The organism is Ferdinandcohnia sp. FSL W7-1320 (assembly GCF_038050315.1).
GTDB classification, from domain to species: Bacteria; Bacillota; Bacilli; order Bacillales; family Bacillaceae_L; genus Ferdinandcohnia; species Ferdinandcohnia aciditolerans.
The window spans coordinates 1639054-1655804 of the sequence record NZ_JBBPAM010000001.1 but is presented as its reverse complement, the minus strand read 5'-3'; the positions used below and the strand labels follow the sequence as shown (position 1 = coordinate 1655804).

At 38.7% G+C, this 16751-nt stretch carries 15 protein-coding genes and 1 other annotated feature; all 15 genes read right to left on the bottom strand.

Features of this window, described 5'->3' with window-relative positions:
• Positions 1 to 272: 272 nt before the first annotated feature.
• The 15 genes from rpmA to NST91_RS08220 all read right to left on the bottom strand — a co-directional run bounded on the left by rpmA (position 273) and on the right by NST91_RS08220 (position 16588).
• A complete protein-coding gene (rpmA, locus tag NST91_RS08290; protein ID WP_309099782.1) occupies positions 273 to 566 on the bottom strand; it encodes a 50S ribosomal protein L27 in 294 nt (97 codons plus the stop codon).
• A gap of 29 nt (positions 567 to 595) precedes the next feature.
• Entirely contained in the window at positions 596 to 922 is a 327-nt protein-coding gene (locus NST91_RS08285; protein WP_341330749.1) for a ribosomal-processing cysteine protease Prp, read from the bottom strand.
• Between the two features lie 11 nt (positions 923 to 933).
• A complete protein-coding gene (rplU, locus tag NST91_RS08280) occupies positions 934 to 1242 on the bottom strand; it encodes a 50S ribosomal protein L21 (protein WP_341330748.1) in 309 nt (102 codons plus the stop codon).
• 16 nt (positions 1243 to 1258) lie between these two features.
• Positions 1259 to 1338, bottom strand: a sequence feature (ribosomal protein L21 leader region).
• Positions 1339 to 1402: 64 nt separating this feature from the next.
• Positions 1403 to 2869, bottom strand: coding sequence for an Rne/Rng family ribonuclease (locus NST91_RS08275; RefSeq protein WP_341330747.1), 1467 nt, complete (start codon positions 2867 to 2869; stop codon positions 1403 to 1405).
• Positions 2870 to 2928: 59 nt separating this feature from the next.
• Complete coding sequence (locus NST91_RS08270) at positions 2929 to 3795, bottom strand: M50 family metallopeptidase (protein ID WP_341330746.1); 867 nt, start codon at positions 3793 to 3795, stop codon at positions 2929 to 2931.
• On the bottom strand, positions 3788 to 4567 hold the full coding sequence (locus tag NST91_RS08265) for a peptidoglycan DD-metalloendopeptidase family protein (protein ID WP_341330745.1): 780 nt from the start codon (positions 4565 to 4567) through the stop codon (positions 3788 to 3790). Before NST91_RS08265 ends, NST91_RS08270 begins: the two co-directional genes overlap by 8 nt.
• A gap of 123 nt (positions 4568 to 4690) precedes the next feature.
• Positions 4691 to 9100: a S8 family serine peptidase gene (locus NST91_RS08260; RefSeq protein WP_341330744.1), complete on the bottom strand. Its 4410-nt coding sequence runs from the start codon at positions 9098 to 9100 to the stop codon at positions 4691 to 4693.
• A 644-nt stretch (positions 9101 to 9744) separates the two neighbouring features.
• Positions 9745 to 10545, bottom strand: coding sequence for a septum site-determining protein MinD (gene minD / locus NST91_RS08255; protein WP_341330743.1), 801 nt, complete (start codon positions 10543 to 10545; stop codon positions 9745 to 9747).
• 2 nt (positions 10546 to 10547) lie between these two features.
• Positions 10548 to 11240 (bottom strand): septum site-determining protein MinC, encoded by a 693-nt coding sequence (gene minC / locus NST91_RS08250; protein ID WP_445724511.1) that lies wholly within the window; start codon positions 11238 to 11240, stop codon positions 10548 to 10550.
• 83 nt (positions 11241 to 11323) lie between these two features.
• Positions 11324 to 11833, bottom strand: coding sequence for a rod shape-determining protein MreD (gene mreD, locus NST91_RS08245; RefSeq protein WP_165918213.1), 510 nt, complete (start codon positions 11831 to 11833; stop codon positions 11324 to 11326).
• Entirely contained in the window at positions 11830 to 12693 is an 864-nt protein-coding gene (gene mreC / locus NST91_RS08240; RefSeq protein ID WP_121447714.1) for a rod shape-determining protein MreC, read from the bottom strand. Before mreC ends, mreD begins: the two co-directional genes overlap by 4 nt.
• 76 nt (positions 12694 to 12769) lie before the next feature.
• Positions 12770 to 13792 carry a rod shape-determining protein gene (locus tag NST91_RS08235; protein ID WP_341330742.1) on the bottom strand — a complete coding sequence of 341 codons (1023 nt, stop codon included), beginning with the start codon at positions 13790 to 13792 and terminating at the stop codon, positions 12770 to 12772.
• Between the two features lie 105 nt (positions 13793 to 13897).
• Entirely contained in the window at positions 13898 to 14569 is a 672-nt protein-coding gene (gene radC, locus NST91_RS08230) for a RadC family protein (RefSeq protein ID WP_445724510.1), read from the bottom strand.
• A 152-nt stretch (positions 14570 to 14721) separates the two neighbouring features.
• Positions 14722 to 15288, bottom strand: a complete 567-nt coding sequence (locus NST91_RS08225) for a Maf family protein (RefSeq protein ID WP_341330740.1) — start codon at positions 15286 to 15288, stop codon at positions 14722 to 14724.
• A 217-nt stretch (positions 15289 to 15505) separates the two neighbouring features.
• On the bottom strand, positions 15506 to 16588 hold the full coding sequence (locus NST91_RS08220; protein ID WP_341330739.1) for a hypothetical protein: 1083 nt from the start codon (positions 16586 to 16588) through the stop codon (positions 15506 to 15508).
• Between the last annotated feature and the right edge of the window lie 163 nt (positions 16589 to 16751).

Sequence of the window (16751 nt, the reverse complement as noted above, 5' to 3'; positions counted from 1 at the left end):
CGCCACGGCTTCATGTCTTGTCGACACTAGCACATCCTGTGCATCGGAAGTTCAAGGCGGCGCAGCTTTGAGGACTGGAGCAAGGCAACTGCTTGAGTTAACATCCTTGCAGCCCTGCGCTGAGGAATTAACTTCTTGAATAAACTAGTAGACGCAAGCGCATAAACTAGTTGTTCTCGATGTTCGCTGGAGCAATGACCGCAGAAGTTCGAAGTGTCATTTTCATCCTCCAAAAAATAAAACTCTAACCTTAAGGTTAGAGTTTTACACGATTACGCTTCTTGCGCAGCTGGGTATACACTTACTTGTTTGCGGTCACGGCCTACACGCTCAAATTTAACAACTCCGTCAACTTTTGCGAATAGAGTGTCGTCACCACCACGGCCAACGTTTACTCCTGGGTAAATTTTAGTACCACGTTGACGGTATAAAATTGATCCACCAGTTACGAATTGACCGTCAGCACGTTTTGCACCAAGACGTTTCGCGATTGAATCACGACCGTTTTTAGTACTACCTACCCCTTTTTTAGAAGCGAAGAATTGAAGGTCTAATCTTACGAACATTATTGTCCACCTCCTATTAATGAAGTTTTTTAAGATTGAATTTTCATATATTGTCCATAATCAAGTTCAATCGTTTGTAAGGATACAAGCATTCCCTCTAGAAGAAGCTGCACCTTTTCCCTCGTTGCCTCATCCTCGAGTTGAGGAATTTGACAGCGGAGGAATCCATTTTTTTCTTGTTCCAATATCGGCTCTACTTTACAGAGAGCATATATGGAATTAATGGCACCAAAAGCAACTGCTGAGGCACCTGCACAAACGATATCCTTTCCAGGAACATCATATTCGGCATGTCCACTCATTGTAAACGAGTCGATTCTACCAGAACTATTACGGTTAATAGTTACTTTTATCATGATAGAAAGCCTTATGCGTTGATTTTTTCGATTGTAACTTTAGTGTAAGGTTGACGATGACCTTGTTTTTTACGGTAGTTCTTTTTAGCCTTGTATTTGAAAACAATGATCTTCTTAGCGCGACCTTGCTTTTCAACTTTAGCTGTAACAGTTGCACCTTCAACAGTTGGGCTGCCAACTTTTACGTTTTCGCCACCTACGAATAAAACTTTGTCAAAAGTAACTGTTCCACCTTGTTCTACGTCAATCTTTTCAACATAGATTTCTTGGCCTTCTTGAACTTTGATTTGCTTACCGCCAGTTTCAATAATTGCGTACATATTTGCACCTCCTAATAGTATGACTAAGACTCGCCAATACACAGGCGCTCCATTGATGGAAACTTAACTACCTGGAATGAGCGGTTGTAGCAGTGGGTGCTACAAACAATAACATGAAAATATTATCACAAAGACAAGTTGGAGTCAATCATTTCTTATATTAGGATTGATTATTTAGCCTTCCTTCCACTTCATCAATGGATCCTGTATGTCTAATTAAATAGTTATGTCGGGGGGAAGCTATTTCAGTTACATAAATACGAAAAGACAGGGCTTCTTCCAAACGTTTCTTATGATTCATGTTTTCTCCGAGCAGTACTTGTTTTACTTCTGCGGTTGTTTCAACCCAAATCGCATCGTGGTCCATGCCTTTATATTCCCATAATTCACGCTCAAGTTTGAAAGCAATCGTCTCGGCAGAGTCTACCCGTCCTGTACCTGAACAAGTTGGACAACACGTCTGCAATATTCCTGAAAGATCTTGCCTGGTTTTCTTCCGTGTTAGCTCGAGAATACCTAGAGAAGTAAAGCCATGAATAGTGATCCGATTTCGATCTTCCTTCGCTACAGAACGTAAGGCTTGGATGACTTTTTGGCGATCATCATTATGCTTCATATCAATAAAATCAACCAAGACAATACCACTAATATCTCGAAGCCTTAATTGAGAAGCAATTTCTTTTGCTGCTGCGATATTTGTTTTAAACACCGTATCTCGCAAATTTTCTTTTCCTTGAAACTTTCCAGTATTCACATCAATTATTGTTAAAGCCTCTGTCTGCTCAATTAATAAGTACGCCCCATTATCTAGCCATACAATATGCTTAAGTGCTTTTTCAATTTCCCGTTCTATTCCGTAAGAAGAAAAAATGTTTTCTTTTCCACGAAAAAAAGAGACTTTTTCACCTAATAGGGCTTTTATCTGTTTATATTCTTGCGCATCATCAATTACGATTTCCTTAATATGTTCAAGCTGATGATCAAGTAAAATTTTAGCAACAAGATTATTGGCATCAAATAAAAGACTTGGAGGCTTAAGTTGTTTTTGCTTTTCAATTAATGAGTTGAAACGACTTCTTTGAAATTCAAGCTCATTTAGAATGATTGATTCATCCTTATTTTCACAAGCAGTCCGGATAATGAGACCTTCAGAGTTTTCAAGATGTGTTTTTCCAAAGTTACGCCATCTTTCCCTTTCTTGTTCCTCCTTCATTTTCCTCGAAACGGCTACATAATTCCCAAACGGTGAATAGACAAGGGAAGTTCCAGGAAACTCTATAAGTCCAGTTAGTTTGGGGCCCTTTCGCTCTGTCCCTTCTTTCGTAACTTGAACAATGATTTCCTCACCTTGTCTAATAAAATGAGCTATACTTTTATCTTTTTCACTTTGGGGTGAAAGATGGTAGGAAGCAAGCTGCTCTCGTCCGATATAGCCGTTTCTGCCTATACCAATATCTACAAAAGCTGCCTGCATACCTGGAAGAACGTCTATCACTCGACCCTTATATACATTTCCAACGATTTCTTTATGTGTAGGTTGCTGGATATTCAACTCTAGAACTTTATGATCCTCTACTACCGCTACGCGCTTTTCACTTGTCTTAACATTTATTATAATTGTCTTCAAACTCTTGATCCTCGCTTTAACATTTCACTCTACCTTATAATGTACCTCATTTGGAAATGTCAATACAAGTAGAGAAGCTCACCGACAGGTTGGGTAATTTTTTTATCATTAAAATAGGCATATAGCAGCTCATTTTCATCAAGAGGCTGTTGGTTTTCTCCGTCCTTTCTAATGACAATGGGGTGCTTACAACCTCGTTGAAACATCGAGAGTACGGAATACACCATTTCAGTTTCGTCCACAACGAGTGGCTTCAATTTCGTAAAGGTGTCCTGCTTACCGTAATAGCGTTCCAGTAAGAATCTCATGAAAACATAATGCCTCTTCTTCCATTCCATGATAATCGAAAAGAATAGGAAGGATAAAATCACCCAGAGATTTAGATTGTTCGGGCTATAGAATAACATTCCTATTAAGATTAGCCCTGCTACCATGCAGGATACGATAAGCATCCGTTTATGTGCCTCAAAGAAAGAATGCTTATAAGAAAAAAATAAATATAGTAATTTCCCTCCATCTAATGGCCAAATTGGAAGAAGGTTAAAGACTAGAATGACCACGTTATGGTACAGAAACAAATCAAACGTTTTTGGAGATATGACTGAACCCAAAAAAAGGCAATACGCAACACCCACTAACCAAATATGTTGCAGTGGGCCAGCTAAAATCACGAGGAGTTCTTCCTTTAAAGGACGATTCCCATGTTCATCCATCTCTGCCGCTCCACCAAATGGTAGGAGCTGAATCTTCTTAATTCTCCATGAAAAAAAATGGGCACATGCAGCATGTCCCATCTCGTGGACCAATATGATTAAAAACAGCATCAATAGTTCTCTAAAATGTGCAGTAACAACCGCAATTGCGACGATAAGCCAAAGTAGAGGATGTATTTCTATTTTTCTTAGAAGTTTTACGTAATTATTCAAATTTTATCACCTGTATCGGGTCAATAAATGTTTCACCTTGCTTTATTGCAAAATAATACGTTCCTTTGTTCTCGCCTTCAGGGTCTTGAACCTTTCCAACCTCTTGTCCTGTCTCTACATAATCATATAGTTTTACATTTACTGATCCTAAATTTCCATACCAAGTTTCAGTGCCATCGCTATGTTGAATCACCACAGTTTTGCCTAGATCCCCTTTAACTGCAACTTCTGTCACATTTCCTGCATTCATTGCCTCTACTACCTTGCTGTCAGTTTCAACTATAATACCTTGACCATTTGCTTCAAAAGTCTCGGTCACTGTTCCAGCTGCAGGAAGGGCATATTTACCGGGTTCAGGTGTATCAACTTTGTCTTTGTTTTGATTAATAGGAATTAAAGCAAGTGGACTACCAAAAGTATCTTTATACCATTCAGTTACAGCTGCAAATTGAAATTCAGTTTCCATTGTACTAGATACAAAATGCCGGACCTTTTCAAAATTTGGCGACTGATTTTTAAATATAATTCCAATTGACAACACAAGAATGGCTGAAAGAAGTACCTTAAATAAAAAAACTTCTTTTCTGAAGAGTGGATGGCCTCCATCTCCAGGTCCACCCCCATCGAAAGATGCGTATGTACTGCCTCCAAATCGCTCTTCATCATTTGCTAAAAAGGGGGAAACAGTCTTATGATGATTAGTGGGGCTCGGGTATCTGGAACGCTTTCTCTTCGCAATCCGCCTTCTAATTTCATTCGCTCGATTACTCATATATTCACATCATCCCTTGTCCATATTATTTGTACAAGTTTATGATTAAAGGAACTAAGATATGACAATATTGAAGCACTCGAAAAAAGAAGGATGAGATTTCTCCCATCCTCCTTCTTCTACTTATTTATTTTTTCCTGGTTTGTCAGGTTTTCCTGGTTTATCAGGCTTTCCTGGCTTCCCTTTCCCTGGCTTTCCATCATCTTCTTGAACATTGATAAACAGCTTACCAGTTGCAACTTTTCGAGCCTCATTGCCATATTCATCTCTTACAATAACCTCAATTTCAGCACCTTCTGCAACTACGCTTGAAACAGCCGTCCAATAACCAACGTAGACACCAGGAGATACCTCTTGTATTGGAAGTTCTGTAGCATTGCTAAGATCAGCTTTTGCGTTCGTTAAAGGCATCCGAATCGCAAAAGTTGCATCTAATCCAGGTTCAGTTGTGAATTCTATTTTCACACTTTCACCAGATTGTAAATGTACATCCTCTGTAGGTTTAAGATCAGCTATTGTTATTTCACCAAATTTAGCCGTCACAATAACCTGATTAGTAGTTGTATTACCTGCTTTATCTGTAGCAATGACCTCGATATTATTTTCACCATTTTCAAGTAAAATGCGTTTTGAGAAACTTCCGTCCGTGATAGTTGCATTTTCACCATTTACTGTCACAGATTCAATATTTTCATCTTGAACAGTACCTGTCACTGTTACCGTTTCTTTATTTGTCTTTGAACCATCTTCAGGGCTTGTAATTGCGAGTTCCGGAGATGTTTGGTCAAGGACAACTACAACAGGTTCTGATGCATCAGTAATTCCTGTATCAGTTGAAGCTTTAGCTGTTAGTGAATTCTCACCATCCTGCAGTTCCATATCAACTGAAAAAGTACCAGCATCTGTTGTTTCAGTTGTCGCTATTTCTTCCCCATTGTTAAAGACATGAACAGTAGTAGTCGGGGCTGCCTTTCCTTCAACAGTAACAGTTGATTCATTCGTGTAAGATCCTGTTATTGGAGAAGTAATGGTCGGAGCCGTTACCTCATAATTAACTGTCGCACGAATCATGTAGTTACCTTCAGCTTCTGGAGCTAATGACCATGCTCCTCCAACCAACTGCCAGCTACGACCTGAATACTCCCCATCTTCATCGGTTCCAAGTCCCGGTGCATTTGGATTTGGATCTGCTTGAATGTATACCATATAGAAGTCTCCTTCTACGATAATACCTTCAGCTGCAAGATCCACATTTGTCCATTCACCAGTTCGTAGAGCAGTTGCATCAATCGGCCCAGCAAGTTTTTTACCTGGTGTTCCATCTGCTCCAGTTGCATCCCATACTTCTACTTTGAAATCCGTTCCTCCTGGTGTTGGCCATGTTGTATCCCAGAAACGGAATTGTCCTCCTGTAACAAGAGCAGCATTTTGACCTTCATTTAATGACATTTTCACTGCCCATCCGTTGCCAGCATCATAGAAAGCACGTGCATTTTCTGCAGTTCCATCGTCATATCCAATTTCACCAGGATATCCGATGAATGGTCTTAATTCTACGTTTTGCGAAACCTCACCATTTCCATCGAGAACAACTTCAAATGATTCACTATAATAGGAAGGTGCCATTACACGAACTGTATACGTACCTTCATATGCAGTAAGTGAATACTGACCATCTTCATCTGTCACAACTGGTGCAACATTTGCATCTTCGACGAGTAATAGAGTCGCACCTGAAACTGGTTCACCGGTTGCCGCATTTGTAATCGTACCTGTTACTGTTCCTTGTGCTTTCTCCTCTAAAACAAAGTTTGCTACTGCTTCACCATCTGCCTCGACTGTTACAGTTTGTTGCGCTGGATGATATCCATAGCTTTCTGCAACTACTGTAAAATCACCTGTGCCGTGAATTAATTCATAAGCCCCAGTGGCTGGATTAGTTGTAACAGATCTGCCCGATTCTAATACACTTACTTGAGCATTTAAAGGTAAAGCTTGTGGGCTATTTTCTTTGACATCTACTTCCTTGAACTCGATGTTATAACCTTCTGGCTGAATTTTCGCTGGGTCAACTTTTTCTCCTTCTTTTAGAGAAACTGAACTGTCACCTCTATCCGCGCTGTCACCTTTCGTAGGTTGTACTCCTAATTGCGCTTTACTTTGACCAGTAAGTTGCTCGTCTGTTAAGCGTACATCATCAATGTACCAGCCATCACGGGTAACACTTCCATCAGTTGTTACATTGAAGCCAATATATACACGCTGTCCCGCATAATCTGATAAATCAACTTCTGCGGTTTGCCATCCAGAAGATGTATCTGTGATCTGTAGTAATTGTGTCCAGTTTTCCATATCTGTAGAAACAAATACATGACCATAATCCCAGTTACGTTCAAGATTAAACCAGTTCATATATTGTAGATATGACGGACCTTCAGGCAGGTCAACTGGTGGCATAACAAGAGTCATATTCGCTCGGCTACTATATTGTCCAGCTAGATTCGTAGCATATACTTTTTCTCCGGAATGTGCACCATTTGGACCACTTGTAGGAACACCCCATTGCCAAGAATCTTCCGCACCATAGGAGAACCAACCTACAGGAGTAGATTCAAAATCTTGGAAATAACCAACTGAAATTCCCGGCTGAACCGTAACTTCATATTCATCAGTTGTTACATTATTTTGACCAAAATCAACAACTTGCCAACGATACGACACAGAAGGCTCTGCAATTTCTTCTCCTGGAATCACTGCTTCATATGTTCCTTCATTGTACGTACCTGATGTTTGAGTAGCCGATACATTCACCCATTCACCATCTTGATTTTCATATTGAAGCACAACAGATGTAATGCTTATGTTGTCTTGCACTGAAATAGAAAGTGGTAAATCCATACCTGCATAGGTTTCAGAAGGAGCTGCATGTTCAAACGTTGGAGCCTCTTCATCCACACCATCCTTTGCAACTTGACCTTTAATTTTCCCTAGTCCAGAAGCAACTGAGGAAACAGCTAGATAGGCATTAGCCAAACCATAACCATAACCAAAGTTAGGGGATTCTGGGAAGGTACCGTCAGTTAAAGGCGTTGCAGTTGATATAATGATCTCTTCAATTTGCTCAATCGTTAATGACGCGTTTGCTTGTTTTAATAACGCTACAATAGCAGAGATATGCGGGCCTGCCATTGATGTTCCATTCCATCCACCTTCATACCCACTGCCTGGAACGGATGAACGAATATTCACACCTGGAGCTGAAATATCCGGCTTAATATCCCCTTCATATGGTGAAGGACCTTGTAACGAGAAGTTTGCCAAACGATCATTAATATCCGTTGCTCCAGTTGCAAACGATTCAGGATAGTTTGCTGGTGTAGCAATTGACCCTGGGCCACCTGGATTAAATAAAGTTGTATTACCTGCAGAAAACTCTGGGAAAATATCGGCTGCTCTCCAGTTTTGGACCATCGGGCGATACCATTCATCTAAACCAGGTCCTCCACCCCATGAATTGTTAACAACATCAGGAGCCATATCCGGGTTACCGCCAGGAGCGATAATCCATTGCCCAGCTTCTAATAAATCAATATCTGACCCTCCGGCATCTGTAAATGCTTTAACTGCGATCCACTTTGCACCTGGGGCAACACCAATCTGATTAGCACCATTTGGCTCTGCACCAACCATTGTACCTGTAACATGTGTACCATGACCAATATCGTCATACGGAGTAGATTGACCAGCAGTTGCATCAAACCAGCTATATTGATGGTTCGGATTGCTTGGATTAGCTGGGTCATAGCCACGGTACTGCTCCATTAATGCTGGATGATTCCATTGAACACCCGTATCAATGCTCGCGACAACCGTACCAGAACCATCGATTCCCATCTCCCAAACCTGTGGAGCTCCAACACGATCAATATTCCACTCAATGTTTTGAGGGGTCGCTTTGGATTCAACTGCTGCTGAAGACTTTTCCGTTACTGGAACATGCAATGTTCGTGTTTCATTAGGTAACACTTTTTCAACTTCAGGGAACGATGCAATTTTCTCCATAACATCTTTCGTAGCGGTAACCGCCATTCCGTTTACAATGAAAAAGGATTTGATATCTTTTGCATTACCGGAAGCCTCTTCTTTTTGTAGATATGTCTTAACATCACCTTGTGTTTCAATCGCTGTTGTACGAAGTTCTGAAACGATTGCATTTCGTTTAATCGATTTTGTTTTAGCTACAGTAGATTTTTGAATACTAGCTTTTTTAGCAGCTTCATTTGCTACTTTTTTAGAATCAACTTGTTCCTTGAACTTAACCAGAAAGGTAACCATCTTCTCATCGGCAAATTGGTCTTTTAAGCTTTTAGAAATTTTACTTGAAGCAACTTCCTTTTTATTTCCTAGATAAGATGTTGAAGTTTCCTTTTCCTGAGCAAATGCTTGCGGTGCCATTACACTTGGTGCTAGTAATAACGCACACATTACAATACTTGCAACCTTTGTAAACCTACGTTTCCCTTTTTTCCTCATCAAGTTTCCTCCCTCTATTTTTTTATGATCTGATATGTCCTCCTTTCGTAAGAATCCTATACTCCAATGCATTGAGGTCTGTTCGGTATTTCTCATTGATAAATACCGCGTATTTCCAACCGGAAATAACATTATGTAGAAGTACAGGTATGAATTAACCTTAGCTAAAAAAATATGAAAAAAGTGTCGAAAAACGAGTTATTTGTTTGAAGATTCAGAATTTGGTTAATTTGTATTATATGGAAAAAGATAAATAAGGAGTTTAGTACGAATAAATATATTTTCGTTATATTATTGTTTTTTTGGGGGTTTTCCAAGAAAATGGGGATTTTGCTTTACCTTACTTAACAAAAGATTGGTAATTTATTTGTTAGGTAGATTGACTTATTTGTAATGTCTTTGTAAATATTTTCACAAAAATGATTATATTCTCCTTCTGATTTTTCTGGAATTATTTAGGTAAATAAGAATTTGGTAAATAATCCCTCCTGATTTCATTATTACGATAGGTATAGTCTCCTAAGTTACATTGATAAATTTGATGGGAAAGGACTAAACTCTCATAGTTGTCGTTTAATTTCTATATGTACAACATAGAGGAATCTTTTTACAGCAACAAAAAACCACCTTATTTTGAAGGTGGTTTAACGTACGCCAAAGAATTTCTTGATTTTTGAGAACATCCCCTTTGGATCGTTATCAAGAGATTGAAGTGGAATCGACTCCCCAAGAATTCTCCGAGCTATATTTCGATAGGCAATTGCTGTTTTGCTGCTTGAATTTAACGCAATCGGCTCACCATTGTTTGATGCTTTAATGACTTCATCATCATCTGAGACAATTCCGATTAAGTCGATTGAGAGATGTGTCACAATTTCATCAATATCAAGCATCTCACCTGATTTCATCATATGATTCCGAATCCGGTTTACAATTAGACGTGGAGGCTCTATATCCTCTTTTTCAAGTAATCCAATTATGCGGTCTGCGTCTCGAACGGCAGAAGTTTCTGGTGTTGTTACAACAATAGCTTTGTCAGCTCCAGCGATAGCATTTTGAAAGCCTTGTTCAATACCGGCAGGACAGTCAATGATTATATAATCAAAATCCTGTTTTAACTCCTCTACCAAATTCTTCATTTGGCTAGGTTCTACTGCAGTTTTATCACTTGTTTGGGCAGCTGGCAGTAAATAAAGATGGTCATCGAATCTTTTATCTTTAACTAAGGCTTGTTTAAGCTTACAACGCCCCTGTACAACGTCAACTAAATCATAAATGATTCGATTTTCAAGACCCATAACAACATCTAGATTACGCAGGCCAATATCTGTATCTATTAAACATACTCGTTTCCCTAGCACAGCCAAGGAAGTGCCTACGTTAGCAGACGTGGTCGTCTTTCCGACTCCACCTTTTCCTGATGTTATAACTATAGCCTCTCCCACAGCTAGATTCCCCCTTCTAACCTTGTTAAATTAGGTCTTAAATGAGTTAACTGTTGCAATCTATCTACTACAATTGTCTCATTATCGTCCACATAGGCACATTCCATAAGATTGTTGTCTGTTTGAACAGCATCTGGTGCTCTATTCATGATGTCACCAATTCGAAGCTGTGTAGGTTTCATAACTGATGCAGTGATGATTGCATCTCGTCTCCCATTGAAACCAGCATGTGCAATTCCACGTAAAGTGCCTAAAATAAAAATATTTCCTCCTGCAATTACAGTAGCTCCTGGGTTCACATCACCAACTAACATAAGATCTCCTTCGACCTTTAGAACTTGTCCGGAACGAATCACCTTAGCAACTGAAACGATTTCATGTTTCTTTCTCATCTCTTCTGCTTCTTGTTTTGTAATGACATTACTATCAATTAGATCTACGACTAAATGTTTTTTATTTCGAATAATCGATCTGATTTCTTCTTCTTGATCATGTGATAAAAAACGATTACCAATCTTTACTTTAACAGGAACAAACGGAACATCCTCATTCCGCTTCTGATTCAAGGAAAGCTTAATCTCTAAGTCTTCGATTAGCTCTTTAAATGAACAAGAATCATCGAGATGCAACGTTAGTCCGTCTTTTGTCCCTTTTATTGTAACATACTGTTGTTTTTGTCCTTTCACGACGTTCACCTCAACGATAATATACTTCAACAAGAGACTCCATTTTTCCTGTTAATTATCAAATTTTTTTAAGAGATTCTATCAAATTCTACTTATTCTTCAATATGCAGCTTTCCTAGTAATTTCTTAAAGGGAAATGCAAACACTAGTATAAATATACTATTTATTAGTAACGTCGGTAAAATTCGGATTTGAAGGAATCGTTCTATTGAAATAGTAGTAGATCCGATTACCAAATTTACACCATACACACAAAATTCCAACACAAAGATTCCAATGAGACTTAGAAAAGAGATGACAAAGATATTTGTTTGTAAAATTCGACTTGCCCAGGAAATAAGATAAACCACAAGTGTGTATAAAAATAAATAAACTCCTAAAACTTCCGTATAAACAATATCATATAGTAAACCAAAGATAGCCCCATATAGAAGTCCCATTGGTTTATTAAAATAGACTGTAGTAAAAGCAATCAATAAAAATAAAAAACGGGGTACAAAGACATTTTCTTTGTGAAATATATCTACCGGCACTAAATCAACAAAGCTGCTCTCTAGTAAAAAAACAAAGGACAAAATAAGGGGAAGAACGAAACGCTTCACGATTCTTCCTCCTCCTCTTCCGGTACAATCATCGTTCTCTCGACAATGATAACATGATCAATTTCATAAAAATCAGCAGCTGGTCTGATGTAGGCTGTTTTTGTTAATCCATAATCGTCAGGTACAATATCCATAACCTCACCAATATATAGTTCACTTGGGAAAATTCCACCTAGTCCGGAAGTAAGTACCTTTTGATCTTTTTCAATCTTAGAATCTGGCGTATTGATTTTAAATAGTAGAGCTTCTTTTTCCTCGTCATACCCCTCAATTAACCCCATAATCTTTGATTCTCCTTGAATGTAGGCAGAGATTCGATTAATGCGATTAGGGGAACTCAAAAGCTGGATGGTGGAAGTAAATGTGTTAGCATGCTTTACCTTACCAATTAATCCTTTTGAGGTGACAACCGCCATGTCAACTTTCACACCATGCCGAGTTCCACGATTAACTGTAATAATTTCATGCCATTGATCAGGGTTACGTCCTATTACAGTGGCCTGAATTTTATTAAAATGATCAAGTGATTCCGTTTTTTCCAAGACATCACGTAATTTTCCGTTTTCTTTCTCTAACTCCTGTACTTTTGCTTCTAATTGACCATATGAATCAAGCTTTTCCTTTAAGAGTTTATTCTCTTCATATGTATTTTGAATATGATTGATATTATCAAAAAATCCCGCAATGGCTTGTGAGGGCTGATGAAAAACACTTTGAACCCAACCAACTGAGTCTTTTATAAATTGCTCCGGCCATGATAATTTGTTACGCTCTTGTAAGGAAAATCCAATCAATGCCACTAGAACGATGATACAAACAAGTAAGATGATTAGTCGCTTATTGAGAAAAAATTGTGGCATGTGTTACACCCTCTAACTAAACTTTAAATTTCAACACATATAGTGGGGAAGTTAAATTCCCCACTATTAAAGTATCTTATCGTAAATCCTTTGATTTCCCTTTAAATAAATGGATATGGTCGAGTGCCTTACCGGTACCGATTGCGACACAATCTAATGGGTTTTCTGCGATAAGGACAGGCATACTAGTCTCTTCACTAATAACCTTATCCAAATTACGTAAAAGAGCTCCCCCACCTGCTAATACAATTCCACGGTCCATAATATCTGCTGCTAATTCAGGTGGCGTCTTTTCAAGCGTATTTTTAACAGCATCGACTATCGCATACACTGTATCATGAAGGGCTCCCGAAATTTCATCTGCTGTAATTTCAATTGTTTTTGGTAAACCAGTTAGTAAGTCTCTTCCGCGGATTTCCATGTTTTCTACACCTTCTGGAGCACCCGCTGATCCAATCTCAACCTTGATTGCTTCCGCTGTCCGATCTCCAATCATAAGGTTGTATGTCTTTCGAATGTATTGAATAATTGCATCATCCATTTCATCACCAGCAATACGGATGGACTGACTTGTAACGATTCCACCTAAAGAAATGATTGCTACTTCTGTTGTACCTCCACCAATATCAACGATCATACTGCCAGTTGGTTCCCATACTGGAAGGTTAGCGCCAATTGCCGCTGCGAATGGCTCCTCGATTGGATAAGCATCTCTCGCACCAGCCTGACGAGTCGCGTCGATTACCGCGCGTTGTTCAACTGCTGTAATACCAGATGGTACACAAACCATAATATATGGTTTTCTTGAAAAAAAGTTCTTTGTTTTAACCGCTTGATTTATGTAATACTTCATCATTGTGGCAGTTGTTTCGTAGTCAGCGATGACTCCATCCTTCATAGGACGAAGCGCAACAACATTCCCAGGTGTACGCCCAATCATGTTTTTAGCATCATTTCCGACTGCCACAATCTGCTTTGTATCTGTTTGCATGGCAACGACCGATGGCTCTCTCACTGCAATTCCTTTACCTTTAATGAAAACAAGCGTATTAGCCGTTCCTAAATCTATACCAAGGTCTCTTGTACCTATTCCAAACATATATGTATCTTCCTTTCTGATACGCGAATAAAGAGTTGTAATAATTGTTACTCACGCGAAAAACTCATAACAAATATTATATCGTACAAAATTAAAAATTAATAGTCACACATAACCTTTTTCTTTAAGACTGACATATTTATGTTCTCCAATGATCAAATGATCCAATAGCTCTATGCCAATTATCCTACCACATTCAACAAGTCTTTTCGTTACCTCAATATCCTCTCGGCTTGGAGCAGGGTCACCAGAAGGATGATTATGAATGCAAATTATCGAAGCAGCTGACCTACGAAAGGCCTCCTTATACACTTCACGAGGATGAACAATCGAGGCATTTAAACTTCCGATAAAAATTGTTTGGCGATGTATCACTTGATTTTTCGTATTTAAGTATAGACAAACAAAATGTTCCTGAGTTAAAAAGCGCATGTCATCCATCACATATTTTGCCCCATCTTCTGGAGACCTAATGACATAGCGATCTTCATATTGAAGTTTGCCTATTCTTCGACCAAGCTCAATAGCTGCCATAATTTGTACGGCTTTTGCTTGCCCAATCCCCTTAATCGAGGTGATTTCTTCAACAGATGCTTCCTGCAATAATCGTAGTCCTTCGAAATGATGTAATAAGCGGTTTGACAGTTGGATAACGGATTCTTCCTTCGAACCCGTGCGTAATAGAATGGCTAAAAGCTCATGGTTCGAAAGGCTGTCGGGTCCATCGGAAACCAAACGTTCCCGAGGCCTTTCACTTTGAGGGTAATCCCGAATCATAAGTTCAGACGTTTTCAAATAGGTTCCTCCTACCTTCACAAATAGATACTCGGACCCCACTCTCATTTATTAAACTGCAGACTACTTTGTGAAAGTATCGTACCCAGAAATGCAACGTATAGAGTTTTCTTTTCTCAAACTGTACAAATTTTTTAGCAGTGAAAACCTAGATTTCTTAATTCACGAAGGGTTTTTGATACAGGCAATCCTACTACAGAAAAATAGTCCCCTTTAATATGTTTTACGAGTGCAGATCCAAGTCCTTGAATTCCATATGAACCTGCTTTATCCTTTGGTTCGCCTGAAGCAACATATGTTTGAATTTCCTCATCCGTAAGGTCCCAAAACGTTACTTCTGTTCTCTCAAAAAACGTTTTTTGGGTGTCCTTAAAAAGGATCGCAACTCCTGTTACGACTTCATGTGTTTGATTTGAAAGTGTTTTTAATACATCTATAGATTCCTGTTCGTTTTTAGGTTTACCTAAAAATTGGTTTTGAAACACAACAGCTGTATCTGCTGCAAGAATATAGGAATCAGGGAATTGCTCCAGGATTGCCTTTGCTTTTTTTAAGGCTATGGTCATTGCTTTTTCTTCAGGAGTGAGTGTTTCGTCAATGGATTCATCAATATTACTGACGGAAACATCGAAGGAAAGTTTCACATTTCTAAGAAGTTCTTTTCGTCGTGGGGAACCAGAGGCTAAAACGAGGTGTTGCATGATTTATTCACCCTTTATCTTTATATTTCAGAATGGAAGATACCTGTTTATCGTATCAAACAAAACCTGACTCTACAATTACGAAAAATTGAATTTTGTCGATAATTTATCGTTTGTAAAAATTTATCTATTTATGTAAACCCAAAGAAATTCAATCCATAAAGAAGGAAAGGAGTTCATTTCTCCTTTCCCAGTCGATTGTAAAATTTAATTTTGACTAACTTAGCTCAGAAATCCAAACGGTATAGGCTTGGTACGCATTTAATAGTGATTGTTGTGATTGCCACAATGCCTTCTCGTCGCCACCATTTTTAAAGGATTGTAGCTGAGTAAAGGAAGACTCGATACTCGCATTGAATTCCTTAAGCTGTGCATGCAAGTTGTCTTTTTTGATTTCCTTTACTGCCGATAATTGTTTTGATAGATTCTCTAATTGTCCGTTATCAATCGCACCTGTACCAAATGCTTGAGAAGATAGAGTTAATAATTCCTTAAATACTGGTAGACTTACCTTAATTGCTTCAGAGTCCATTTTTCCTACTTTCGAATAAGACCCACCCGGCACCTCGAATGTTTTCGTAAAAAACTCAGGGAATGCTTCTTTGTATTTGGCCTTAATATCCCCAACTGAGCCTTGTTCAGAACCGATACCAGCAAGAACGTAAAACGCACCATCCATTTCAACGGTCGTTGCAGCAAACCCTTTACCTTTGATATCACTCACAGTTGTATTAGCAGATTCAGCAGTTGAAAATTTACCACCTTGTACGATCCCAGTTGATAGAGTCTCTAAATCTATCGCAACCTGATCACTTGCAGGTGGGTCTTCCTGTTTCCCAGTTGGAGCAGGATTGCCGTTTGTAACTTGTGTTGGGTTTTCATTATCTGCTGGTCCAGCATTCACATCTTCTACGACTTTTAAAATCATGAACCCAAAACCTGTGCCAAGAACGATGGCTAAAGCAATTGAAATAACAAATTGTTTTAATGAAAATACTTGTATTCCTTTACTCTTTTTCGGTAAATATGGAATTTTGCTAGGACCATTGGTATGACGTAAATCTTCAATTGGAATCACAGGAATCTCTTTTTCTTTTGTTTTTTGATTTCTCAAATCTTCATCTGGTAGAACCCAGCTAAAATCATCCTCTTCTTCCTCTTGTGCTGCCGCAACCTCTTCATTTTCAACAATAATAAGAGGTTTTTCCTTTTCGACAAATTCTGTTTTCTCTTTCTTTTCCTTCTTAACCTTCGGCTCCTTGCCATTAATTTTAATAGAAATCCGATTCTGCTTGTCCATTTTTTCACCACCCATTTAAGGAACGCCTACTTTTTTTTCAATGCTACCATACCTATAAAAAAAAAGAACAAGACATTTGTCGTCTTGTTACTAGAGGTTTTCGTCAAATTGTTACAAATGATAACAATTGGTGGGTTTCCATGAGTACATATAAAGTAAAAAA